The organism is Pseudomonas sp. PB103, from assembly GCF_009764635.1.
GTDB lineage: Bacteria > Pseudomonadota > Gammaproteobacteria > Pseudomonadales > Pseudomonadaceae > Aquipseudomonas.
Genome location: NZ_RWIL01000162.1, coordinates 1 through 24,761, shown reverse-complemented (window position 1 = coordinate 24,761; position 24,761 = coordinate 1). Strand labels below are relative to the sequence as shown.

At 58.5% G+C, this 24,761-nt stretch carries 23 protein-coding genes; 16 read left to right on the top strand and 7 right to left on the bottom strand.

Features of this window, described 5'->3' with window-relative positions; genetic code table 11:
• Positions 1-96: 96 nt before the first annotated feature.
• Entirely contained in the window at positions 97-525 is a 429-nt protein-coding gene (locus EJA70_RS28460) for a DUF1294 domain-containing protein (protein WP_158835641.1), read from the bottom strand.
• On the bottom strand, positions 522-1,352 hold the full coding sequence (locus tag EJA70_RS28455) for an undecaprenyl-diphosphate phosphatase (RefSeq protein WP_158835638.1): 831 nt from the start codon (positions 1,350-1,352) through the stop codon (positions 522-524). Before EJA70_RS28455 ends, EJA70_RS28460 begins: the two co-directional genes overlap by 4 nt.
• 305 nt (positions 1,353-1,657) lie before the next feature.
• Here EJA70_RS28455 and EJA70_RS28450 point away from each other — a divergent pair, with 305 nt between their 5' ends.
• From EJA70_RS28450 to EJA70_RS28410, 9 genes are all read left to right on the top strand, one after another.
• Positions 1,658-3,292, top strand: coding sequence for a methyl-accepting chemotaxis protein (locus EJA70_RS28450; protein ID WP_158835635.1), 1,635 nt, complete (start codon positions 1,658-1,660; stop codon positions 3,290-3,292).
• A gap of 167 nt (positions 3,293-3,459) precedes the next feature.
• Positions 3,460-4,023, top strand: coding sequence for a nicotinamide riboside transporter PnuC (gene pnuC, locus EJA70_RS28445; RefSeq protein ID WP_158835632.1), 564 nt, complete (start codon positions 3,460-3,462; stop codon positions 4,021-4,023).
• Positions 4,020-4,544, top strand: coding sequence for an AAA family ATPase (locus EJA70_RS28440; protein WP_158835647.1), 525 nt, complete (start codon positions 4,020-4,022; stop codon positions 4,542-4,544). Before pnuC ends, EJA70_RS28440 begins: the two co-directional genes overlap by 4 nt.
• A 357-nt stretch (positions 4,545-4,901) precedes the next feature.
• Positions 4,902-5,351: a hypothetical protein gene (locus tag EJA70_RS28435; protein ID WP_158835629.1), complete on the top strand. Its 450-nt coding sequence runs from the start codon at positions 4,902-4,904 to the stop codon at positions 5,349-5,351.
• 1 nt (position 5,352) lies between these two features.
• Positions 5,353-5,928, top strand: coding sequence for an adhesin (locus EJA70_RS28430; RefSeq protein ID WP_158835626.1), 576 nt, complete (start codon positions 5,353-5,355; stop codon positions 5,926-5,928).
• Between the two features lie 73 nt (positions 5,929-6,001).
• Positions 6,002-7,009 (top strand): heme utilization protein, encoded by a 1,008-nt coding sequence (locus tag EJA70_RS28425; protein WP_158835624.1) that lies wholly within the window; start codon positions 6,002-6,004, stop codon positions 7,007-7,009.
• 63 nt (positions 7,010-7,072) lie between these two features.
• Positions 7,073-7,753: a C39 family peptidase gene (locus EJA70_RS28420; RefSeq protein WP_158835621.1), complete on the top strand. Its 681-nt coding sequence runs from the start codon at positions 7,073-7,075 to the stop codon at positions 7,751-7,753.
• Positions 7,754-7,797: 44 nt separating this feature from the next.
• Entirely contained in the window at positions 7,798-8,544 is a 747-nt protein-coding gene (locus tag EJA70_RS28415; protein ID WP_158835644.1) for a hypothetical protein, read from the top strand.
• 45 nt (positions 8,545-8,589) lie between these two features.
• Positions 8,590-9,897, top strand: a complete 1,308-nt coding sequence (locus EJA70_RS28410) for a hypothetical protein (protein ID WP_158835618.1) — start codon at positions 8,590-8,592, stop codon at positions 9,895-9,897.
• Between the two features lie 89 nt (positions 9,898-9,986).
• Here the strand turns inward: EJA70_RS28410 and EJA70_RS28405 are convergent, their stop codons facing one another.
• Entirely contained in the window at positions 9,987-11,312 is a 1,326-nt protein-coding gene (locus EJA70_RS28405) for a sigma-54 dependent transcriptional regulator (protein WP_008078919.1), read from the bottom strand.
• A 355-nt stretch (positions 11,313-11,667) separates the two neighbouring features.
• Between EJA70_RS28405 and EJA70_RS28400 the strand changes: the two genes are divergently transcribed.
• The 3 genes from EJA70_RS28400 to nhaB all read left to right on the top strand — a co-directional run bounded on the left by EJA70_RS28400 (position 11,668) and on the right by nhaB (position 15,197).
• Entirely contained in the window at positions 11,668-11,934 is a 267-nt protein-coding gene (locus tag EJA70_RS28400) for a hypothetical protein (protein ID WP_008078918.1), read from the top strand.
• A gap of 283 nt (positions 11,935-12,217) precedes the next feature.
• Positions 12,218-13,510 (top strand): hypothetical protein, encoded by a 1,293-nt coding sequence (locus EJA70_RS28395; protein WP_158835615.1) that lies wholly within the window; start codon positions 12,218-12,220, stop codon positions 13,508-13,510.
• A 184-nt stretch (positions 13,511-13,694) separates the two neighbouring features.
• On the top strand, positions 13,695-15,197 hold the full coding sequence (gene nhaB / locus EJA70_RS28390; RefSeq protein ID WP_158835612.1) for a sodium/proton antiporter NhaB: 1,503 nt from the start codon (positions 13,695-13,697) through the stop codon (positions 15,195-15,197).
• Between the two features lie 126 nt (positions 15,198-15,323).
• Here nhaB and EJA70_RS28385 read toward each other — a convergent pair whose 3' ends face one another.
• From EJA70_RS28385 to gnd, 3 genes are read right to left on the bottom strand one after another with little or no spacing between them, the layout of a single operon-like run.
• A complete protein-coding gene (locus EJA70_RS28385) occupies positions 15,324-16,142 on the bottom strand; it encodes an HAD family hydrolase (RefSeq protein ID WP_158835609.1) in 819 nt (272 codons plus the stop codon).
• Positions 16,139-17,662: a glucose-6-phosphate dehydrogenase gene (zwf, locus tag EJA70_RS28380; RefSeq protein ID WP_158835606.1), complete on the bottom strand. Its 1,524-nt coding sequence runs from the start codon at positions 17,660-17,662 to the stop codon at positions 16,139-16,141. The genes EJA70_RS28385 and zwf overlap by 4 nt, the downstream gene beginning before the upstream one ends.
• A complete protein-coding gene (gene gnd / locus EJA70_RS28375) occupies positions 17,659-18,639 on the bottom strand; it encodes a phosphogluconate dehydrogenase (NAD(+)-dependent, decarboxylating) (RefSeq protein WP_158835603.1) in 981 nt (326 codons plus the stop codon). Before gnd ends, zwf begins: the two co-directional genes overlap by 4 nt.
• 273 nt (positions 18,640-18,912) lie before the next feature.
• On the opposite strand from gnd, the gene EJA70_RS28370 reads away from it, so the two are divergent.
• The 4 genes from EJA70_RS28370 (at position 18,913) to EJA70_RS28355 (ending at position 23,969) form a co-directional block, all read left to right on the top strand.
• A complete protein-coding gene (locus tag EJA70_RS28370) occupies positions 18,913-19,095 on the top strand; it encodes a DUF6026 family protein (RefSeq protein ID WP_008082537.1) in 183 nt (60 codons plus the stop codon).
• A gap of 199 nt (positions 19,096-19,294) precedes the next feature.
• Positions 19,295-21,043 carry a phosphoethanolamine transferase CptA gene (locus tag EJA70_RS28365; RefSeq protein WP_158835600.1) on the top strand — a complete coding sequence of 583 codons (1,749 nt, stop codon included), beginning with the start codon at positions 19,295-19,297 and terminating at the stop codon, positions 21,041-21,043.
• Positions 21,044-21,279: 236 nt separating this feature from the next.
• Positions 21,280-23,526: a TonB-dependent siderophore receptor gene (locus EJA70_RS28360; RefSeq protein WP_158835597.1), complete on the top strand. Its 2,247-nt coding sequence runs from the start codon at positions 21,280-21,282 to the stop codon at positions 23,524-23,526.
• A gap of 233 nt (positions 23,527-23,759) precedes the next feature.
• Entirely contained in the window at positions 23,760-23,969 is a 210-nt protein-coding gene (locus EJA70_RS28355) for a hypothetical protein (RefSeq protein ID WP_158835594.1), read from the top strand.
• Between the two features lie 82 nt (positions 23,970-24,051).
• Here EJA70_RS28355 and EJA70_RS28350 read toward each other — a convergent pair whose 3' ends face one another.
• A complete protein-coding gene (locus tag EJA70_RS28350) occupies positions 24,052-24,549 on the bottom strand; it encodes a GNAT family N-acetyltransferase (protein ID WP_158835592.1) in 498 nt (165 codons plus the stop codon).
• Positions 24,550-24,761: the final 212 nt, after the last annotated feature.

The following is a 24,761-nucleotide window of genomic DNA, read 5'->3' as shown; positions in this document are numbered from 1 at the left end:
ACGATCTTTTGACTTTGATCTTTTAAAAATCAGAATCAAAAGATCGTCCGATCGCGGCCCGAGCCTTCGGCAGCTCCTACAGGGGGGTGGTGTTTTTTAGAACAGGGCCAGCAGTTTCATGCCGATGAACAGTTGGTCAATCCAGAATATCTGGTGCAGCAAGACGATCACCCAGAACAGAATCTGGAACGACACCTTGCGCGTCTTGTGCCGAAAAACCTGCTGGGCGATCAATGCGCCCGGCCAGCCGCCGGCCAGTTCCACCGCATGAAGAATGTTCTCCGGCGTGCGCCAGGCATCGGCGCGGGCCTTGCGCTTGTCTGCCCAGTACAGGAAGAACGCCAGCACACTGACGATCCCGTACCCTGCCAATGGCACCAGCGAGATCCCGCGCAGCCACATCGACAGCGAGCCGTATAACGGCAACGCACAGACGATCAGCAACACCACCAGTTTCAATTTCAGATATTGGATGTTGCCAGCCAAAGGCCGACCTTCAGGGCGACGTGCGCGGGAATCACTCATGGTTTGGCCGCCGCCCAGTCGATCCAACCGAATTGCCACGTGGCAAGGATGACCAGGCCGAAGACGATCCGGTACCAGGCAAATGCCGCGTAACTGTGGCTGGCGATGAACTTGAGCAAGGCGCGCACGGCGATCATGGCGAAGATGAACGCCGTCACGAAGCCGATGGCGAATACCGGGAAGTCCGCTGGCACGAACAGGTGACGATACTTGTAGCCCGAGTACACCGCCGCACCCACCATGGTCGGCATGGCGAGGAAGAACGAGAACTCGGTAGCGGTTTTACGCGACAGACCAAACAGCAAGCCGCCAATGATCGTCGAGCCGGAGCGCGAAGTACCGGGAATCATTGCCAGGCACTGCGCAAAACCAACTTTCAGGGCGTCCTTCCAGGTGATCTCGTCGACTGTTTCGGCATGTACTTCATGCTGACGTTTTTCCGCCCACAACATGATGACGCCGCCCACTACCAGCGCGGCCGCGACCGTGATCGGATTGAACAGGTATTCGTGGATCAGGTCGGCAAAAATCACCCCCAACACCACGGCCGGCAAGAAAGCGATCAGCAGATTGGCAGTAAACCGTCGAGCGCTGGGCTGCGTCGGCAAGCCAATCACCACGTCGAGAATCTTGCGGCGAAACTCCCAGACCACCGCGAGGATCGCGCCGAGCTGAATGATGATGTTGAACGCCATGGCCCGTTCACCGCCGAAGTCGAGCAAGTCGGCAACAATGATCTGGTGTCCGGTACTGGAAATGGGCAAAAACTCCGTCAGCCCCTCTACAACTCCAAGAATCAGTGCCTGCAAGGCGGTCCAAAGATCCATCAATCCCCCAAAGAGCGATGCACGGTGGCATGCCCCGATAGTATTTTTCTTACGTTCACTGCGTTCAGCGTAGCTGTTTGTAGCTGTACCGATTCCGCGCGCACAGGATCCACACGAAACAGTCAAAATTCCGTGAAATATCAACTTGGATTCAGGTTTTTACGCGCGGGGCCGAAATCCTAACAGACAAGCCTTAATAGCGCTGCCGCGTTATACGACTTGGGTCGCGTATGCCCGCTCACAAAATCGTGGTTGGATGCTGGCGGTCGTTTATTACAAGAAAAAGAATCCGGAGTGACAGCGTTATGAACAGCTTGCGCAGTGTGTCGATCAGCCGACGCTTGTGGCTCATTTTGGTGGTGGCCGTGGTCATGTTGCTGACCTTGGGCGTGTTGATGCTCAAGCAGATCCACGATGACCTGTATCACGCCAAAGCCCAGAAAACCCAACATGTGGTGCAGACGGCCAGCGGCCTGCTCACCTACTACCATGACCTGGAAACCGCCGGCACCTTGAGCAAAGAGGTAGCGCAAAAGCAGGCGCTGACCGCGATTCGTGGTCTGCGCTATGACCAGAGCGACTATTTCTGGATCAACGACCTCACGCCCGTGATGGTCATGCACCCGACCAACCCGAAACTCGAAGGTCAGAACCTCTCGGCGATCCGAGATCCGGACGGTTTTGCGGTGTTCAACGAAATGGTCGCCATCGCCCGCGCCAAAGGCGCCGGCATGGTCGACTACCGTTGGCCGAAGCCCGGCGCCAGTGAGCCGGTGGCGAAAACTTCTTACGTCAAGCTGTTCGAACCGTGGGGCTGGGTGATCGGCTCCGGCGTTTACGTCGACGATGTGCAGGCTGAGTTCAAGGGCCAGGTGATCAAAGCCACGGTCATCGGCTTGGCGATTGCGCTGATCATGGCCCTGCTGGTGATTCTGATCGCCCGCAGCATCGTGCGCCCGTTGCAGGAAACCGTGAACGCAATGGCCAACATTGCCAGCGGCGAAAGCGACCTGACCCGCAGCCTCGATACCCACGGCAAGGATGAAGTCACCGAACTGGCGCATCATTTCAATGCCTTCACCGCGAAATTGCGCCGGGTGATCGGCGACTTGCAGGTCTCGGCCAGCGCACTGGGCCAATCGTCCAGCGAACTGGGCAACGACGCCTCGCAGGCGCAGCAACGCAGCCAACAGCAATCGCAGCAGATGGAACTGGTGGCCACCGCGATCAACGAGGTGACCTACGGCGTACAGGACGTGGCCAAGAACGCCGAGCATGCCGCCGCTGAAATGCGTGATGCCGAAGCGCAGGCGCAGCAGGGCCAGATCAACATCGACGGCAGCCTGCAACAGATCGACAAGCTTTCGGACACCATCGATCAGGCAGTCGAGGTGATCCGCACCCTCGCCGCCGAGAGCACGCAGATTGGCAGCGTGCTGGAGGTGATTCGCTCGATTGCCGAGCAAACCAACCTGCTGGCGCTCAACGCCGCGATTGAAGCGGCGCGGGCCGGTGAGCAAGGTCGCGGTTTTGCCGTGGTCGCCGATGAAGTGCGCCTGCTGGCGCAGCGCACGCAGAAATCGACGGCCGAGATTCAGTCGATGATCGAGCGCCTGCAAAATCATTCCGAAGCCGCTGTAAAAGTCATTGGCGACAGCAGCAAGGCGTCGCAACTGACCATCGAACAGGCCGGCCTCGCGGGTGCCAGCCTGAATGCCATTGGCCAGGCGTTGCGCAACCTCAATGGTCTGAATGCCTCGATTGCCAGCGCTACTTTGCAGCAGGCGCATGTAGTCGAGGACATCAACCAGAACGTCACCCAGGCGGCTGGTCTTTCGCACAGCACGGCGATCGCTGCAGAGCAGTCGAGTGCGGCCAGCGTGAAGCTCGGCCAACTGAGCGAACAACTCAACGGCCTGCTACGCCAGTTCCGCGTCTGACCTAAATCCTTGTGGGAGCTGGCTTGCCAGCGATGGCGGTGGGTCATCCAATATCAATATTGAATGTGCCGACCTCATCGCTGGCAAGCCAGCTCCCACAGGTTCTTCAGTGTTTGGGCGAATACAGTACAATCCGCTCCCTTCTTTTCTCCCCCCAAGGAATCCCCATGTCCGGGCTTGAACTGTTTGCCGCCGCCCTCGGTGTGATTGCCGTCTGGCTGACGGTCAAACAGAACCCATGGTGCTGGCCGATCGGCCTGGTCATGGTGTTGCTCTACAGCTGGATCTTCTTTGAGGTGAAGCTGTATTCGGACATGTTGCTGCAAGTGATCTACGCCGCGCTGCAAGTCTACGGCTGGTGGCAATGGACGCGGGCCGGGACGATGCACGACGGGCGGCAGGTCACACGTCTCGATCAGCGTTCAATCCTGATCGGGCTCAGCGTCGGCGCTGTCGGCAGCCTGCTGCTGGGCGCGGCCATGGCGCACTGGACGGATGCCGCACAGCCTTGGCTCGACGCAGCGTTGACGGCGTTCAGCCTGGTTGCGCAGTTGTGGATGGCGCAGAAACGTCTGCAGTGCTGGGCACTGTGGTTTGTCCTCGATGTGATCTTTGTCGGGCTGTTCATCTATAAGGATCTGTACCTCACCGCAGCCTTGTACGGCCTGTTCACCTTGATCGCGGTGCAGGGCTATCGTGAATGGCGCGCCGACCCGGCGTTGCGCACATGAAAGTCGTGGTGCTTACCGGGCCGGAATCCACCGGCAAGAGCTGGCTGGCGGCGGGCCTGCAACAACAGTTCGGCGGCGTACGGGTGGACGAATACGTGCGCTGGTTCATTGAGCAGAACCCGCGTGATACTTGCCTGGCAGACATCCCCGAGATCGCCCGTGGCCAATTGCAGTGGGAAGATCAGGCGCGTGCGCAAAGACCGGCGCTGCTGATTCTCGACACGCACCTGCTGAGCAACATGCTGTGGAGCCAGACGCTGTTCGGCGCCTGCCCGGCCTGGCTCGAACCCGAGCTGCTGGCACGCCGATACGATTTGCACCTTCTGCTATCCCCGGAGCACATCGACTGGACCGATGACGGTCAACGCTGCCAGCCAGATCTGGAGCAGCGTCTGGCCTTCTTCAACGCCACGCGCGCCTGGCTTGAGCAACATCAGCAATCCGTGCAAATCATTCAAGGCAATTGGGCTGAGCGGCAGACGCAAGCTTTTGCGGCGGTCGCACAATTGCTTTGCGAATAACCCGGTTCAAGGGGCTCCTGCCCCACCGTTTCCCCCTGTTCTGGGGGCAAAGTGTCCGATCCTGTTACACCCACCTGAGTGCAAAGTGGCCGTTTAAGCGCACTTCTTCGCTTTGACGTGTCACTTGTTACGCCGGTGAAACACAACCGCCCAAACCCTTGTTCCAGAGCTTTGTTCAGCCTACAGACAGGTCGGTGGCACTGCGCGTGTTTCATCAATGAGACAACCTGTGTATCAAGTTCGCGCTGAATTTACGTAATCGATTGAAATACCGAAACATTTAAAAAGCGGCACAGCTTTCGCTCTCTCCTTCCCAACGCTGACAAGAGCCAGCCCACTGAAGAAGGAATTGCCGCCGTGGGGAATCTCAACAAAGGTTTGACTTGCCTTCTGCTGATCGGATCAGCAGCCAGCACATTCATCAGTTTCAATGTGCAGGCGGAAGGCAACGGAGTGATCGTCCTCAATCGCGACGTTCAACCTATCCCTATCGGCCGCAGCGGCGGCAAAGACCCCTACCCGACTACCGTTAACGCCAACCCTTCGGCGCGCATCAATCAAGCGATGGCCAGCACCGAGCTCGATGACGGTGACTTTGCCGCCATCGCCAGCGGCTCGTCTATCCGCAGCACCATGTCGACGACGACCGGCAGCCTGCCGGGGACCAATGTCCTGACCAACCCTAATGGCCTGCCTGGCATGAGCTCAGGTCATGGCGGTGGCGGTGGCAGCTCCATCTCCAACACCGTCAACCGCGCCATGGGCGCCGGCCTCGCCCCGCTGACCCGCATGGCTGGAGGCCAATAAGATGAATCGCACTCTGCTCCTGCTTGCCCTCCTCGGTTGCGCCAATGCCATGGCCGCCGATCCCAGCTCAGTGAACAACGCGGACATTCAGGACACCGGCATTCAGTACCGCGGCAACTACAACATCAACCAGGCCGCCGGCGACCAGATGCAACAGACCAACACCAAGGCCATCGCCATTGGCACGTCGGCCAGCGCCACCACCATCGTGCGCCAGCACATCGACACGCCAGGCAACCCTGCGACGAATGCCAGCGCAACCATTGGTGGCAACTCTTTCAGTAACGGCAACGGCATCCTCGGTGTGAACCAGGGCGCCGGGGCCAACAACCAGATGGCCAACGTTACGCGCGTCAGCATCAGTGCCGGCCCGCAGAGCGTTGACGACAGCGCCCTTTCACAACAGAACGTGGCGTTTCTACCGAGCTCAGGAGCAACTGGTACCTCACCCGGCAGTCGCCAGGTCACGACAAGTGATCAGGCCTTCACCGGCAGCCGCGGGGTAATCCAGGTGAACCAGAGTGCCGGGGTGGGGAACCGAATGGCTAACACCCTGAGCATCCGGGTCGCTGACTGACCCAAACAACAAAAGCAGTGCAATTAGAAAGTACCAACACTTAACCAACTAATAAGCACGATGGAGAAACACCATGAAACCTACAATGGCTCTCAAACCACTGGTTTTCGCACTTGCAGCAGTAATGGCAATGGCGGCTCAAGCAGGCGGCAATGATCATGGTAACAATGGCGGTCACGGCGGCCATAACCCTCCTCAACCTCAAGGCCCAACCCTTGAAGAACTGCTGCAAATCGGCGCAGGGGCCGGTGCTGCAGTACTCGACGTACAAAACAGCCAAGGCAACGTCGTCGGCAACCAAGGCACAAAAAATAGTGCCGGTGTCCAAGACTCCGCTAACGGCTCGAACGGCAACGTGGGCATGAACAACACCGCTGGTGACGGCAACCAGCAAGATAACGCTGCTGCTCTGGCAACCGCTGACGAAAGCTTTATCTTCGGTTCAGCTGTTTCTGCTTCCAGCGCAACTCAGGTCAACAACGGCAACTCCGTTGCCAACTACTCCACCACCAACACCGCTGGCATGAACAACGTTGGTAACAACGGTTCAGGCAACATTGGTGTCAATAACAGTGCCGGCAACTTCAACCAACAGAAAAACAACCTGGCAATCGCCGTATCCGGTGGCCGTGTGGCCCAGGCTGCTGCCGCTGCCAACCAAAGCTCTACCGGTCTTAACGTAGGCAACTACGGTACTCAGACCTACAAAACCAATACCCTCACTGGCACTGTTGCCGCCGTCGGCGTGTTCGGCGCCGTGGGTGAAGCTACCATCAAAGATGACGATCACGGTCACAGCGGTGGCGGTTATGGCAGCAACGACAAAGGGCACGGCGGCAGTGGCGGTAGCAAAGATCAAAAAGCTACCTTCGAAGCTGTGGGTGTCTTCGGCCTGGCTGGCGTGACCACTCAACAAGTGATGACTCCAGACGGCTGGAAAAACCCTGTGACCAACAATGCTGCGGTCAGCAACGTTGGCAACAACTTCTCCGGCAACGCTGGCTTCAACAACGCCGCAGGTGTTGGCAACCAACAAAGCAACTCGCTGTCCATCGCTGCAGGTTGCAAAGCCTGCATGTAATCGCGATCGAAACGAAAGCCCCGGAAACGGGGCTTTTCCTCAGTCCGCAAAGGCGTATCGATCATGCGTAAGACTGCCTTCATCGCTCTGCTTTGCCTGTCTGGCCTGACTCAGGCCGCGCAGATGCCAGTCGCTGCCCTCCCCGGCGGCGTACTCGTCTACAAGAACGTGCAAAGCATTCGTGAGCGCAAGTTTGCCGACATCGTCGAACAGAAAACCGATTTCAGCTGCGGCGCCGCCGCACTGGCCACGGTGTTACGCCAGGCCTATTGGCTCGACGTCGATGAAGAGCACATCATCAAAGGCATGCTGGTCAACGCTGACCAGGACCTTGTTCGTACTCAGGGTTTTTCCATGCTGGACATGAAGCGCTACATAGAAAGCATCGGCATGCGCGCCAGGGGCTACAAGATTCCGCCGGAAAAACTCGACGCTGTAACAATCCCGGTGGTGGTACTGATGGAAATTCGCGGCTACAAGCATTTCGTGGTTCTGCAGCGTTCGGACAAGGATTGGGTTTACATCGGAGACCCGGTTCTGGGCCATAAACGCTACAAACACGATGACTTTGTCAAAGGTTGGAACGGCATTGTTTTCGCCATCGTTGGCCCCGGATACGACAAGACAAATGCCTTGCGTAGCCCTCCGGTGCCGCTGACCGCCAAGAACAAGCTGGATGGCTTCAACCCTGTCAGAGATGCTGAATTGATGGACTTCGGGTTCATACAGAGCGACTTCTTTTAATCGCCGATTATAAAGAATGGGGCTGGATGTCCCGGGAGCAGCAGATGAAAACCTCATACTGGCTGGCCGCCGCCTGCCTGGCAGCGAGCGCGTCAGGCTATGCCAATGCAGGATTCAAACCTATCGAAATCCAGGACCAGGAACTGTCCGAACTACGTGGTCGTTATGTGATGCCGGGGCGGATTATCAGCTTCGGCATTGTCATGAGCAGTACCTGGCGCAACGCCAGCGGTGATCTGATCGGGGCAGCCACCTCGATGCAACTTCAGGCAGCCACGGTAAAACCAGAATTCTATGTACAAACAATCAAGGAACACGGCAACGGCAGCACCCTGCCGACAGGTACCGGCACGATCACCGGTGGCGCCGGCCTCAACAGTAGCCAAGGTATAACCCAAAGCGTTCGTGCAGCCGGCGATAGCAATAGCGCCTCCAACAACGTTGCGATCAACGTCTCTGAAGCCAATCAAGCGCCCGCCATAGTGCCCGCGCAAGGGCAGGCGCTGATGGCCGGGCAGACCATCGGCGGCAGTAACGCCGCAGGCAGCGTGGCGGTTTCAGCCACCAACGGCGGCGTACAAATGGCCATTCAGGCCTCCGGCAATCAGGGCACAGCCTTGCAACAAGTCGCCCAGGGCGGTTTGCTGCAGAACACCCGTTTGCTTGGCAGTGCCAACGTGGTCAATAACATGACTCAACTCAACGTCGTACTGAACAATAACGGCATGAGCGCCGGTGCACTGGACTGCAACCTGACTCAACTCAGGGCACTACGCAATATTGGATATTGAACTACGCTGAGTCTCGATCATTGGGCTTAAAGGGACGGCTTTTTCATGTATCGATCAGTATCACTGCGTGCGGCTGTATGTTTGAGTACCCTTCTACCCGCAGCCATGCTGCAAGCGGCACCGGACGCCGATGTAGAAGTCCTGAAACAGGAACTACTGGAGCTTAAGCAACGATACGAAGTACAACAAAAAGCCTTGGCAGTCCTCGAACAGCGAGTCCGCCAGGTTGAAGACCAACCGGCGGCGCCGCAACCGAAACGTCTGGCCAAGTCGCCGTCGGATCTCAAAGGCAATCCAAAAGTGGCCACCGGCACCGGGGCCGCAGCAGCGTCGGGGGGCGCAGCCGGGGGCAGTGGCGCTTCTTATGGGCAATCACTGGCGGACGATTCGCAACCGGCACAGAGCGTGTCCAACCTGTACGACGAGGCCAGCGGCTTCTTCGGCGGGGGCAAGTTCAGCTTTGAAACCGGTGTCACCTATTCGCGTTATGACACCCGTCAGTTGATCCTCAACGGCTTCCTCGCGCTGGATTCGATCTTCCTTGGCAACATCAACCTTGACCGGATCAAGGCCGATACCTGGACCCTCGACCTCACGGGCCGCTACAACTTCGACAATCGCTGGCAGTTCGACCTGAACGTGCCGGTGGTCTACCGCGATTCGACGTATCAATCCGGCGGCGGTAACGGCGGCGCCTCCAACGTCACCACTGAACAGGACGTTTCTCGCGACCCGACCATTGGCGACGTCAACTTCGGTATCGCCTACAAATTCCTCGACGAATCGGTCAATACGCCGGACGCCGTGGTCACCTTGCGGGTCAAGGCACCTACCGGCAAGGACCCGTTCGGTATCAAGCTGCGTCAGACCGATGCCAACTCGAACCTGTTTGTGCCTGACACCCTGCCAACCGGCAACGGCGTCTGGTCGGTCACCCCAGGTATCTCGCTGGTCAAGACGTTTGACCCGGCCGTGCTGTTCGGCAGTTTGTCCTACACCCACAATCTGGAGGAGTCGTTTGACGACATCAGCTCGACGGTCAACCAGAAAAATCCGGGCAAGGTAAAGATCGGCGACAGCTTCCAGATTGGCGCCGGTATTGCCTTTGCCCTGAACGAGAAGATGAGTATGTCGTTCTCGATGTCTGACCTGGTGCAGCGTAAAAGCAAGCTGAAACAGGATGGCGGCGATTGGCAATCGGTGGTCTCCAGTGACGCCAACGCCGGTTATTTCAACGTCGGCATGACCATTGCGGCCACCGACAACCTGACGATTGTTCCGAACTTGTCGATCGGTTTGACCGACGATGCACCGGACTTTTCCTTCAGCCTGAAATTCCCGTACTACTTCTAAGCAGAGCAACAGCAAAAGATCGCAGCCTTCGGCAGTTCCTACAGGATTACCCTTGTGGGAACTGCCGCAGGCTGCGATCTTTTGATCTTCTAGCGAATCTGATGCTTGTGCAGCAGCCGGTAAAACGTCGGCCGCGACACCCCAAGTACCTTCGCCGCAATGCTCAGATTGTCACTGTGCCGGTTCAACACATCGCATAATGCCTGACGTTCAGCTCGCGTCTTGTAATCTTCCAGCGTGCCCATGGGCGTAGCGATCGAATGCTGACTGATCAGGCCCAGGTCGCGCGCCTCGATCTGCCGCCCCTCGGCCAGCACCAGTCCGCGACGAACGCGGTTGGCCAGTTCGCGTACATTGCCCGGCCAATCGTGTTTACCCATCGCAATCAGCGCATCTTCACTGAAACTGCGCGGACGTCGACCGGTTTCGTGGCTGTAGAAATGCGAAAAGTGGTTGGCCAGCATCGACAAGTCACCGTGCCGTTCACGCAAAGGCGCGGTGACCACTTGCAGCACATTGAGCCGGTAGTACAAATCCTCGCGGAAACGCTTCTTCTCGATTGCAGACTCAAGATCGACGTGGGTTGCTGCCAACACGCGTACATCGACAGGAATTGGCTGACTGCCACCGACCCGTTCAATGTGTTTTTCCTGGAGGAACCGCAGCAGATTGGCCTGCAACTCCAGCGGCAGGTCACCAATTTCATCAAGGAACAAGGTGCCGCCGTTGGCCGCTTCGATGCGGCCGACCTTGCGCTGATGCGCGCCGGTAAATGCACCTTTTTCGTGACCGAACAGCTCTGACTGAATCAAGTGCTCGGGAATTGCCCCGCAATTGATCGCCACAAACGGTTTGCTGTGGCGTTGCGACTGCCGATGCAGCGTGCGCGCGACCAGCTCTTTACCGGTGCCGCTTTCGCCACGGATCAACACGGGCGATTCGGTCGGCGCCAGCTTGCTGAGCAATTTGCGCAGTTCGCGGATAGGTTTGCTGTCGCCAAGCAATTCATGTTCGGGCTGGTCGACGTGAATTGTGCCCTGCCCGCGCAGGCGTGCCATGCCGAACGCCCGGCCGAGGGTGACTTGCACCCGAGACACGTCAAACGGCAGGGTATGGAAATCGAAAAACCATTCGCAGACGAAGTCGCCAACGTTCTGCAGGCGCAGTACTTCCTGATTCAGTACAGCAATCCATTCCGTGCCGCTGCGACTGATCAACTCTTTCACCGCTTCGGGTCGTTCCAGGTGAAAAGGCTGTAATCGCAGCAAGCCGACATCGCAGCTGCGGTCGGCGGCATTTTCCAGCGTACAACTGTCGACATCCCAGCCTACCGCGCGTAAACCGGGCAATAAGCGGTGACAGTCGTCGCACGGATCGACCACCAATAAACGTCGTAACGCAGGCGCTTCGCTCATGACTGTTCCTTGGCGCCAAATATTAGAAATGATTGTAAAAACAGTCATTTGGCAGACCCGACTGTAACATTAGCAAGATTTTGACAGCGCCTTGTATCGATTGCTTATAGGTGTACAAACAAACGCGTTATAAGCAGCGCGGTTGTTAGTTAGCTATCGACTATTTCATTACTGAAAAGCTTTCAGCGAGCTTTCAAAAGCTGCCTAAAGGCCAGGTCTATGAAAGAAAGTTGAAATTTCTTTGTTTCGAGTGTGACCCGTTAGCGGGTTGCGTGCATCAGTACAAGTAACCAGCCGAACGGTAAGCCCAACCGACGGCCTATCACTTGATTGGGCATTACAGAGAGAAGACCCCATGACCGCCCCGCTCCGTATCAACGAAGCTCTTTTGATTGCCAACCACGCGTTCAAACCCTTCCAGTGCGTGGCCTGGGCGCCGCAAGACGGCAATGGCGAACTCAGCCTGACCGTTATTGATCGGACCAATTCCCACATTGGCCGCAAACAGATTCCAAGCAGTGCCTACTCCGATCCGGCACAACTCGAACAACTGCTGCAACAAGCCCGCGCCGAGTTGAGCGAAGAAGGCTACCTGCTGCAATCGTGGTCGATGCCACACTGATTTCGCGGTCGATGTGGATGACGTTAGAGTCATCCGCCTCTTCCCCTTAGTTGCACTTTCTCTTCGACCGTGCGCCGCTTTGTACAACTTTAAACAGTGGCGTCAGGCCCAACTGCTTGGCAGGCTTGCCATTGGTTCAAAAAGACACTGTTGTGGCACAGTGCGACCCTCCGCCTGTTAGTTCTCACCGTTGTACTTCTTGATCATCAAGTATTGAATGTTCGGCTCATGCAGTTACCCACCCGGTTCCCGGGTCATGGTCAACTCGCAAGGAGATGCGTGCATGTTCAGCTCGAACGCTTTCGCGCTGGCGCCGCCGTTAAATAGCGCCGGACAACTTGATCAGACCTTTGCGACTCGCGGCATCGCGCAAGTGTATTTTGCCGGCAGTGAGTCGAGCATGACGCAAGGCGTCGCTGTCGATCAGCAGGGCCGCGTGCTGGTGGCCGCCAAGGTCGGCACGGCCCAAGGCAGCCGATTCGGCCTGGCGCGATTGCTCGCCGACGGTTCGGCGGATCTCGGGTTTGCGCATCACGGCAGTGTCATCGGCGAATATGCCCACGGCTTTGAAGCATCAGCCAGTAAAGTGCAGGTACTCGCTGATGGCCGAATCCTGCTGGCCGGCCTCCACTACGAAAACACCCACCGCACCTTGCCTGCCCTCGCCCGCTTCGATGCTCAGGGCAATCCGGACCCGACATTTGGCGATAACGGCGTGCAAGTCGTGCGCCTGCCGGGCGACTTGTCCATGGGCACCCGCGATAACTGGCTGCCGCCGGGTGTACCTGGCGCGGAGGCCTGCGATGTCGCCGTACAGCCTGACGGCCATGTGCTGCTGATTGCCAATCATCACTTCGAACTGGCCGACCATGCCGGCATGCTCATCCGTCTCAAGCCTGACGGCAGCCTTGACGAGACGTTCAACGGTCGTGGCTTCGTGATGGTCCGCCATTTGTTGCTCAATACCTGGCTGAGCAGTCTGCTGTTGCAGGAGGACGGGCGGATCATGGTCGCCGGCTCCATCGATTTCCCGCAAGAAGGCCTGTTGGCGCGCTACCTGCCTGATGGCCGTCTGGATGAGCGGTTTGCCGTCGACGGTTTTATGTCGTTTACCGCGGGCGGGCGCAGTGCGCAGGTCAGCCAGGTGATCGAGTCGGCGCAACACCTGCACTGTTTCGGCAGCAGCCGCGACCCGAGTCACTGTCTTTCTCTGAGCCTGCATCACAATGGTCGCGCCGACCTGCACCGCCATGACGGCCTGCCGCAGTTACTCGACATCGGCCCCAGTGGCTGCCAGTGGAACGCCGCTCAACGCATGCAGGACGGGCGCACGATTGCCGTCGGCGCGACCATTGGCGGCGTTGAAGCAGACTTTATCGTCGCGCGCTATTTGCCTGATGGAGACCTCGATCAGCGTTTCGGCGACGGCAATGGCTGGCTGCGCACACGTCTTGGGCGAAGTCTGGACACGGCCAATTCGCTGGCCTTGCAAGCGGACGGCGGGATTCTTGTCGGCGGTTATTCGCTGGATGGCAACTACCGGGCGATGGTCGCGCGCTACCTCAACCCCGAATAACCTCATGTAGGAGCTGCCGCAGGCTCGGGCCGCGATCGGACGATCTTTTGATCTGGGTTTTAAAAAACAAGATCAAAAGATCGCAGCCTGCGGCAGCTCCTACAGGTGTGAGGGGGGCATTCAGCACTTGAACTTGCGTGACACATCCGGCAACTTGCGCGCTTCTCAAGACAAGGAGCAACCGATGTCCGGTTCAATGGCCCAGGCGTTCGCGCAAAATTTTCTCGGGCACTCGCCACGCTGGTACAAGGCGACCATCGTTGGCTTCCTGATCCTCAATGCCCTGGTGTTATGGTCTGTCGGCCCGGTTGCCGCCGGCTGGCTGCTGGTGATCGAATTCATTTTCACCCTGGCCATGGCGCTCAAGTGTTATCCGCTGATGCCTGGCGGGCTGTTGCTGATCGAAGCGCTGCTGTTGAAAATGACCACGCCACAGGCGCTTTACGATGAGTTGCTGCACAACTTTCCGGTAATCCTGCTCCTGATGTTCATGGTCGCCGGCATCTATTTCATGAAGGATCTGCTGCTGTATCTGTTCTCGCGCCTGTTGCTGGGCGTGCGTTCGAAAGCGGCGCTGGCGTTGATGTTCTGCTTTCTCTCGGCCTTTCTCTCGGCATTCCTCGATGCACTGACCGTCACCGCGGTGATCATCAGCGCCGCTGTCGGTTTCTATTCGGTGTATCACCGTGTTGCCTCGGGCAATGACCCACGCCAGGACAGCGAATTCGGCGACGACCAGCACCTGCCGACGCTGCATCATGACGATCTCGATCAATTCCGCGCATTCTTGCGCAGCCTGCTGATGCACGGCGCGGTCGGCACGGCGTTGGGCGGTGTCTGCACACTGGTCGGCGAGCCGCAGAATCTGCTGATCGGCCACGAAATGGGCTGGCATTTTGGCGAGTTCTTCCAGAAAGTTGCCCCGGTGTCGCTGCCAGTCCTGGCGGCGGGCCTGGTGACCTGCGTGTTACTGGAGAAACTGCGCTGGTTTGGTTACGGCACGCTGCTGCCGGACAACGTTCGCGCCGTGCTGGCCAACTACGCTGCTGAAGACAACGCCGAACGTACGCCGCGCCAACGCGCCGCGTTGCTGGTGCAAGGTGCGGCGGCATTGATCCTGATCGGTTGCCTGGCGTTTCACGTCGCTGAAGTCGGCCTGATCGGCTTGATGGTGATTGTGCTGATCACTGCGTTTACCGGGATTACCGACGAGCATCGCCTGGGCAGCGCGTTCAAGGACGCCATGCCATTCACCGCATTGCTGGTGGTGTTTTTTGCGGTGGTGGCGGTAATTCACGATCAACAACTGTTTGCGCCGCTGATTCAATGGGTGCTGGCGCTGCCGGTCGAGCAACAACCGGGCATGCTGTTCATTGCCAATGGTTTGCTATCGGCGATCAGTGACAACGTGTTTGTCGCAACCATTTACATCACTGAAGTGAAGCAGGCGTTCCTCGCCGGGCACATGAGCCGTGAGCATTTCGAAACGCTGGCGATTGCGATCAACACCGGTACCAACCTGCCGAGCGTGGCCACGCCGAATGGCCAGGCCGCGTTTCTGTTCCTGCTGACGTCGGCGATTGCACCGCTGGTGCGCTTGTCGTATGGACGAATGGTGTGGATGGCGTTGCCGTACACCTTCGTGATGGGCCTGCTGGGCTGGTACGCCGTCAGCTACTGGCTCTAACCCCACGAAACATTGTAGGAGCTGTCGAGTGAAACGAGGCTGCGATCTTTTGATCTCGTTTTTTTAAAAAGCAAGATCAAAAGATCGTCCGATCGCGGCCCGAGCCTTCGGCAGCTCCTACAGGTGTTATTGGAGGATGTATTTTTCGATCGCTTGGGCGACGCCGTCTTCGGTGTTGGGGGCGGTGACCACGTCGGCCTGGCGTTTTACCGCCTCTTCGGCCTGACCCATGGCAATCGACAGCCCTGCGCAATGGAACATCGCCGGGTCGTTGCCGCCGTCGCCGATCGCAGCGGTGTGTTCCAGCGGTATGCCCAGGTGTTCGGCCAGTGTCGCCAGCGCGGTGCCTTTGTTGGCCTCCAGCGCAGTGACGTCCAGATACACCGGTTGCGAACGTGACACTTGCGCCATGCCGTTGACCTTCGGCAGCAACCGCGCTTCCAGTTCAATCAACAGTTCGGTGTTGTTGCTGGTCGCGACGATCTTGTCGATACGTTCCAGATACGGCTCGAAACTTTCAACCACCACTGGCGGATAACCGAGGCCATGCTGCTCGCGCGGCACCATCGGCCCGTGCGGGTCCTTGAGCAGCCAGTCCCCGCCGCTAAACACCCAGATTTCCACCTCAGGCTGATCGGCAAACGTCGCCAGCGCAATCAGTGCAGTCGTTGCCGGCAGGTAATGCGCCACCAGCAGACTGCCATCGGGATTGACGATGGTCCCGCCGTTGAACGCCGCCGTCGGCAGATCAACGCCCAGGGCCTCGATCTGCTGCAACATGGCTTTGGGCGGCCGCCCGGTGGCGAGGCTGAACAACACGCCCGCCTCACGCAAGGCGCGAACCGCGTCGATGGTGCGCTGGCTCAGCGTGTGATCGGGCAGCAACAGCGTGCCGTCCATGTCACTGAGCAGAAAACGGATGGGTTGCTTCGGCACGTCACTCATCCGAGGCCATGCCAGACGCGACCATCGCGAGTCAGCAGATCTTCGGCGGCTTGTGGGCCGTCTTCACCGGCGGCGTAAGTCTGCACGCTCGCGTCCTGTTGCCAGGCATCGAGGAACGGTTGCACGGCGCGCCAGCCGTTCTCGATGTTGTCGGCGCGCTGGAACAGCGTCTGATCGCCGGTCAGGCAGTCGTAGATCAGGGTTTCGTAACCCGTCGACGGCTGCATCTCGAAGAAATCCTTGTAGGCAAAACCCAGCTCGATGTTGGCCATGTTCAGCGCCGGCCCCGGCCGTTTGGCCAGCAGGTCGAACCACATGCCTTCGTTGGGCTGGATCTGAATGCGCAGGTAGGTCGGCTGCAACTCATCGACTTCGGTGTCGCGGAACTGCGCGTACGGCGCCGGTTTGAAGCAGATGACGATTTCGGTGTCGCGCACGCTCATGCGCTTGCCGGTGCGCAGATAGAACGGCACGCCGACCCAGCGCCAGTTGTCGATCATCACCTTCAGCGCCACGTAGGTTTCGGTGCTGCTGTCCGGCGCGACGTTGGGCTCCTGGCGATAGCCGTTCAAGGCTTTGCCATCGACTTCGCCCGCGCTGTACTGGCCACGAACCGAGTTGGCTCGCGCCTCCTCAGTCGTCCACGGACGGATCGCGCCAACTACCTTTGCCTTTTCGCCGCGCACCGCGTCAGCGCCAAATGCCGCCGGCGGTTCCATGGCAACCATGGCCAGCAACTGGAACAGGTGATTGGGCACCATGTCGCGCAGTGCGCCAGTGTGTTCGTAAAAACTGCCACGGGTTTCGACGCCAACGGTTTCCGCCGCAGTGATCTGCACGTGGTCGATGTAATGGTTGTTCCAGAAGGCTTCGAACAGGCTGTTGGAGAACCGGCTGACCAGAATGTTCTGCACGGTTTCCTTGCCCAGGTAATGGTCGATCCGATAGATCTGCTTCTCGGACATCACCTTGAGCAAACAAGCGTTCAGCGCTTCGGCGGTTTGCAGGTCGGAGCCGAACGGCTTCTCGATCACCACCCTTCTGAACGCTTCGGGAGTTTCTTCGAGCAAGCCGGCACTGCCGAGTCGGCGCACCACTTCACTGAAGAAACGCGGCGCGGTGGCCAGATAGAACACCGCATTGCCGGTGCCGCTGTCGGCGATTTTCGCCGCCAGCGCGGAATAAGTGCTGTCGTCCAGGAAGTCGCCCTGGACGTAGCTGATACCTTTGGCGAGCTTGGCCCACAAGGCCGGATCAAGCATCTGATCACCCTTGCCGACTTTCGCCGCCACTTCGGTACGGATGAAGTCTTCGAGCTTCTGCGCGAAGGCCTCATCGGTAATGGCGTTGTGGTCAACGCCAACGATCCGCAGGTTTTCGTCAAGCAAGCCGTCGCGACTGAGGTTGTACAGCGCCGGCATCAGCAAGCGCTTGACCAGGTCGCCGTGGGCACCGAACAGAAACAGCGTGGTCGGTGGTGCGGGTTCTGCCTTGGATTTCCTGCGGATCGTATGGGTCATTTCTTCGGTGTCTCCACGTGGCCGCCGAAGCCGAAGCGCTGGGCCGAAAGAATCTTGTCGCCAAAGGTGCCCTGGCCGCGCGAGCGGTAGCGCGAGAACAGCGAGTTCGACAGCACCGGCACCGGCACCGCTTGCTCCATGGCCGCTTCGATGGTCCATTGACCTTCGCCGCTGTCGGCAACCGAACCGGAGAAGCCGTCGAGCTTCGGATCGCTGGCCAGTGCGTCGGCGGTCAGGTCGAGCAACCACGAGGAAACGACGCTGCCGCGACGCCAGACTTCAGCAATGTCAGCCACGTTCAGATCAAAACGCTGATCTTCCGGCAGACGCTCGCTGGATTTGGTCTTGAGGATGTCGAAGCCCTCGGCGAACGCGGCCATCATGCCGTACTCGATACCGTTGTGAATCATCTTCACAAAGTGCCCGGCGCCGGCAGGACCGGCGTGGATGTAGCCGTGCTCGGCACGGTGGTCATCGGACTTGCGATCCTTGGTGCGCGGGATGTCACCCATGCCCGGCGCCAGTGCGGCGAACAGTGGATCGAGGCGCTGCACGGTTTCAGCGTCGCCGCCGATCATCATGCAATAGCCGCGCTCCAGGCCCCAGACGCCGCCGGAGGTGCCGACGTCGATGTAGTGCAGGCCCTTCTCATTCAGGGTCTTGGCCCGGCGAATATCATCCTTATAGTTGGTGTTGCCGCCGTCGATGATGGTGTCGCCGGCTTCAAGCAGTGTGCTCAGGGTGTTGATGGTGTCTTCGGTCGGCGCGCCGGCCGGCAGCATGACCCAGATTGCACGCGGTTTGGCCAGGCCGGCAACCAGTGCAGGCAGGTCTGCGACGCCCGTGGAGCCCTCGGCGACCAGGTTATCGATGAAAGCGGTATTGCGGTCGTAAACAACGGTGGTGTGACCGTTGAGCATCAGACGTCGCGCAATATTGCCGCCCATGCGGCCCAGTCCAATAATCCCGAGTTGCATGTGCTGATGCTCCTTACTACAAATAAATGTGTGTCATGGGTTATAGCCCAACGCGACTGATGGAGGTTAGTCCAGAGCGTTGCGATGAAGTTTCCGTGCATTGTGCCCGAATCAGACTGATAACGCCCCGAAACGTGGCGAAGACACACCGACCATGAAAAATAAAAAAGTTCCATTCACAGGCAAAAGAAATCAAAATTGGCGCCGATAGTAAGTCAGCAGCCAAAAACGGCCGCTATTTACAGTTGATGCACGCCATTTGCGAGGTGAGCAATGGGCACAGTACATACAGCAATGCCGCCACAAACCCTGTACGTGACAATCCGTCGCGATGAATTGCGCCAGTTGAAAGACGAACGCGACCAACTCAAGCAGGAGCTGGCGCAGCTGCGCGCGTTGACTCAGGGCGCTCAGCCCAAACCTCTGCCGGTGGTCATGCGCAACCCGCACGCCTGAACTGCCCGCGTGTTTCGGGAACGGCGTCCGTCGTTCCCGACATGATTCACCTCTGACAGTCATCTGCAACTAACAAAGTTTTCACATTCCCTTGGTGATACTCCGGCGCATTCTGGCCGGGCGTTCGCGTGCGGCCTCCGTTCGTCGGTTTCATGGATGCTCTCCGGCGGTGGTTGCAACGACTGAGCTGGAGTGCTGAATGGCATTGTTCAAACGCAGCAAAACGACTGCGACAGGTTTCGACTGGGCCGGGTTTCTCTGGCTGTTCGTGTTCTTCTGGTATTTCTCGGGTATCACCCAACTGCTGATCCAGCTGACCGGCACCTCGGGTTTCACCGGGTTCCGTCAGGCGTTCGTGATGAGCGCAATCTGGCTGGCGCCGATGCTGCTGTTCCCCCAACGCACCAAGCTGCTCGCCGCCATCATTGGTGTCGTGTTGTGGGCCTGCTCGATGGCCAGCCTGGGTTATTTCTTCATCTATCAGCAGGAATTCTCGCAGAGCGTCATCTTCATCATGTTCGAGTCGAACATTTCTGAAGCGGGCGAGTACATGACCCAGTACTTTGCCTGGTGGATGGTCCCTGCGTTCCTCGCTCACACCCTGTTCGCGTATTTCCTCTGGACTCGCCTGCGCCCGGTATACATGCCCCGCGGCCGCGCGTTTGTGGCCGCCATGGCGATCATCGTGGCCGTCGTCGGTTACCCGCTGGTCAAGCAAACGATGCGCACCGGCAGCTTCGCCGGCGGTTTCGAGAAGTTTGAAACCCGCATCGAGCCGGCGGTGCCGTGGCAGATGGCCGTGGCTTATCACCGCTATCTGGACACGCTGGCGGAAATGCAGGGCATGTTGCACAGCGCGAGCAAGATCCCGCCGCTGCACAACCTCAAGGACGCCGGCGCCAATCAGCCCTCGACGCTGGTGCTGGTGATCGGCGAGTCGACCAACCGTCAGCGCATGAGCCTCTACGGTTACCCGCGCAAGACCACGCCGGAACTGGACAAGCTCAAGGATCAACTGGCGGTCTTCGACAACGTCATCACCCCGCGCCCTTACACCATCGAGGCGCTGCAGCAAGTGCTGACCTTCGCCGACGAGGAAAACCCGGACCTTTACCTGTCGACGCCGTCGCTGGTCAGCATGATGAAACAGGCCGGTTACAAAACCTTCTGGATCACCAACCAGCAGACCATGACCAAGCGCAACACCATGCTCACCACGTTCTCCGAGCAGGCGGATGAGCAGGTCTACCTGAACAACAACCGCAACCAGAACGCCGCGCAATACGATGGTGACGTGATCGAGCCGTTCAACAAGGCCCTGACTGATCCGGCACAGCGCAAACTGATCGTCGTGCATTTGCTCGGCACGCACATGAGCTATCAATACCGTTATCCGCCGAGCTTCGACAAGTTCCAGGATCGCGAAGGCGTGCCGGCCGGCGTGCGTGATGATCAAGTGCCGACCTACAACAGCTACGACAACGCGGTGCTGTACAACGACTTCGTGGTGTCCAGCCTGATCAAGGACTACGCCAAGTCCGACCCGAACGGCTTTTTGCTGTACCTGTCCGACCACGGCGAAGACGTGTTCGATTCGGTCGGCCACAAAACCCTGGGCCGCAACGAAAACAAACCTACCGCGCCGATGTACACCATCCCGTTCATGGCCTGGGCATCGCCGAAATGGAAAGAAAACCATGACTGGAACTTCGCCGGCGATCTGGGGCGGCCTTACAGCAGTTCGCACTTGATCCACACCTGGGCGGACATGGCTGGCCTGAGTTTCGATGAGCTGGACCGCAGCAAGAGCCTGGTCAGCGACAGCTTCAAGCCGCGTCCGCTGATGATCGGCAACCCGTATGAGCGTGAGCAGCGGGCCTTGATCGACTTCAGCCTGATGAAGCCGAAAAAGCCCGACACCGCGCCAGCGGACATTGTCCAGAAGTAACACCAGCAAGGGGCCGACATGGCCCCTTTCTTCTACCCGGTAGGAGCTGCCGCAGGCTGCGATCTTTTGATTTTGTGTTTTAAAAAACAGATCAAAAGATCGCAGCCTTCGGCAGCTCCTACAGGGTATGGGTCGGCTTTAAATAATAATATTTCTCGTTTGTTACTAAATCGCGTCTCCCCTCTTCGTCTTTGAACCAAAGGATATTTCCCCTCGAAGACAAGGAGTCGGCTGCGATGTTCGCGCCCATCACCCGTTCCATGACCCTCACGCTCGGTCTGTGCAGCGCTGCGTTCAGCGCTGATCTACTGGCTGAAAACGATACCGAAAACCCGGCAAATCCGGCCGCTACAGCGTTGGAACTTGCTGCGACCGATGTCACCGCCCAAGGCCTGGGCACCACCACCGAAAACACTGACGCTTACACCACCGGTGCGATGAGCACCGCGACTCGGCTGAACCTGTCGATCAAGGAAACTCCGCAGTCAGTGTCGGTGGTCACCCGCCAGCAAATGGATGATTTCAAACTCGGTACGTTGACCGAGGCCATGCAGCAGACCACCGGCGTGGTGGTACAGCACCTCGATTCCGACCGGGTCAGCTATTCTTCACGCGGCTACTCGATCAACAACTTCCAGATTGACGGCATGCTCAACACCTTCGGCCGCATGAAGTCCGACGCCGATACCATCATCTACGACCGCATCGAGGTGGTGCGCGGCGCCACGGGGCTGACCACCGGCGCGGGCGATCCGTCAGCGACCATCAACATGGTGCGCAAGCGTCCGACGGCACAACTGCAGGCTCTGGCCGGGGTCAGCGGCGGCAGTTACGACGATTACTACAGTTACGTCGACGTTGGCGGCCCGCTGGCCTTCGACGGTCGTTTACGCGGGCGCACGGTGCTGGCCTATCGCGACAGCCAGTCGATCAAGGATAAATACGCGCTGCAACGCGAGGTCGGTTACGGGATTCTCGAAGCGGACCTGACCGAATCAACCGTATTGGCCGTGGGCTACGACTACCAAGACAAACAAGTGCAAGGCACGTCCTGGGGCACGGTGCCGTACTGGAACGCCGATGGCAGCAAAGCGGGACTGGGTCGTTCAACCAACATGGCGACCTCGTGGAGTTCCTGGCCGCTGCGCGACAAGACCGCCTTCGCCACGCTGGATCAGCAACTTGCCGGCGGTTGGCATTTGAAAGCCGCGTACACCCATCGTAAAAGCGATTCCGACGGCAAAACCTATTATGGCGGTGGCGGTTTTCCTGAAGCCGATCGCAGCGGGATGGTCGCGTACATGGGGCACATGATCGGCGATCAGAGCATGAAGGCTTACGACTTCAACTTGTCCGGCCCCTACTCTTTGCTGGGCCGCGAACACGAATTGATGGTCGGCTATGGCGAGGCCCAATACCGTGCCGACTCGCCGTATACCGTTGACGGCCCGACTGCGGCGGACTACGCAAACATTCGTGACTGGAAATACATGGGTAACATCGCCAAATTCCCGGACACGGTGACGGGACTCAGTGGCTCGAAAAGCCAGACCCGGCAAAAGGCCGGTTACCTGGCCACCCGCTTGAGCTTTACCGACCAGTTGCATGCTGTGCTCGGCAGCCGTTACGGCAGTTGGGACGAATCCAGTCGCGATAACTATTACGACAGCCAATTGCAATTGAGTCGTTTCGATGCAACTCGTCAGCGCCAGAACGACATCTGGACGCCGTACGCCGGCCTGCTTTACGACCTGACCCCGGAATACACCGCCTACGTCAGCTACACCGACATCTTCAAACCGCAAAGCAACCGTGACAGCAGTCGCAACTACCTCGACCCCGTGGTGGGCAGCAACTACGAACTGGGACTCAAGGGCAGTCTGCTGGAAGAACGTCTGAACCTGTCGACCGCATTGTTCTGGAGCAAACAGGACAACGTCGCCGAAGTCGACGATTCGGTCGCACCGGATCCGGTCACCGGCGAGGAGTTCTACAAGAGCGGCGGCAAAGGCAACAAGGTCAACGGCTTCGAAGCTGAAGTTTCGGGTGAAGTGCTCACTGGCTGGAACATGACCGCCGGCTACACCTACACCCACTCGGCCAATGGTGAAAAGGAACGGAGCAACACCAACCAGCCGCTGAACATGTTCCGTTTGTCCACGGCGTATCGCTTGCCGGGCAACTGGAACGCGCTGACCGTCGGTGGCGCTGTCAATTGGCAGAGCGACGTCTACGGCACCGCCAACCGCCCGATCGGGCGCGGCGCCAACGGGCGGATTCTCACTGAACGTACGCGCATCAACCAGGACGCCTACACCGTGGTCAACCTGATGTCGCGCTATGAATTCGACAAGCACCTGTCGGCCTCGTTGAACGTCAACAACCTGTTCGACAAGAAGTATTACGACAACGTCGGCTTCTACAACGGCGTGTACTGGGGAGACCCACGCACCGTAACGCTGAGCCTCGACTGGAAGCTCTAACCCTCCCCAGCTAACTGAGATCACCTGTGGTGAGGGGATTTATCCTCAATGGACTGCGCAGCAGGCCCCTGTTCCAAGGGATGCTCGCCCCCAGCGGGAGCAAGCTCCCTCGCCACAGTTTGGGTGACAGGCGTTCCACTGCGTTAACCCCGAGTTAATTCACCTCCTACAGACTTTGTTCCGAGTTCTGCTTCATGGATGAACGGCTCCGACGTTTTTCAGTAGGAGGCACCATGAAAACCACCACAGCAATCCTTGCAGGTCTGCTCACCCTTGGCTCTGCCAGCGTTTTCGCCGAAGGCGGCGCTGAGCGCATGCACCATTACTACGACAACTTCCCGGTCCAGCGCACGCAAAGTGCGCCGGCCAGCGACGCCAAAGCCCAAGAGCTGCGGGTCCCCGCCGACCAGACCGCACAAGTGACCGAGTCTTATCGCAACTGATTTATCGAGCAACCGATGACCTCTCACGGCTGCGCTCCGGCCTGAGAGATGACAGTTGGGCGCCCTGTTCGGGCGCCTTTTTTTATGCCTGCAGATCCTTGATCCAGAACAGCATGCGCCCGTGCTCCGGATTGAACATGCCCGGCACAAAGCCGAATTTGCGGTAGGAACCCTGCGCGACTGGATTGCCTTCCAGCACTTCGAGGGTGATCTTGCAGCAACCACGCTGACGAGCGATGTCCTCGACTTTTTGCAGCATTTTCTGGCTCAAGCCGAGGCCGCGAAATTTGCCCACCACCGCCACATCGTGGACGTTGACCAACGGCTTGCAGGCAAAGGTTGAAAAACCCTCGAAGCAATTGACCAGCCCTGCCGGCTCGCCGCCGACGAACGCCAGCACACTGAAAGCGTAAGGCCGACGGGCCAGTTCTTCCGGTAACCGTCGCAGCAGATCAGGATCGAGCGAATGACCGCCGCCCATGGAGTCTTCTGCGTAATGATTGAGCACGATGCCGATGGCCTCGGCGTGCAGTGGATTGGTGTAGCTGGCCTGAAGCACAAGAATCTCTGCGGAATCCATTTCCATCCCCGAATACACATGAGCCCCGGCGCGCAAAATGCACGCTGACAGGCTGCTCGACCTTAGCGCGGGGGGGAACTGGTGGGCAACCCGCAACGGCAAAAGATCAAAAGATCAAAAGATCAAAAGATCAAAAGATCAAAAGATCAAAAGATCGCAGCCTTCGGCAGCTCCTACATGGGAATACCTGACTCACTGTAGGAGCTGCCGAA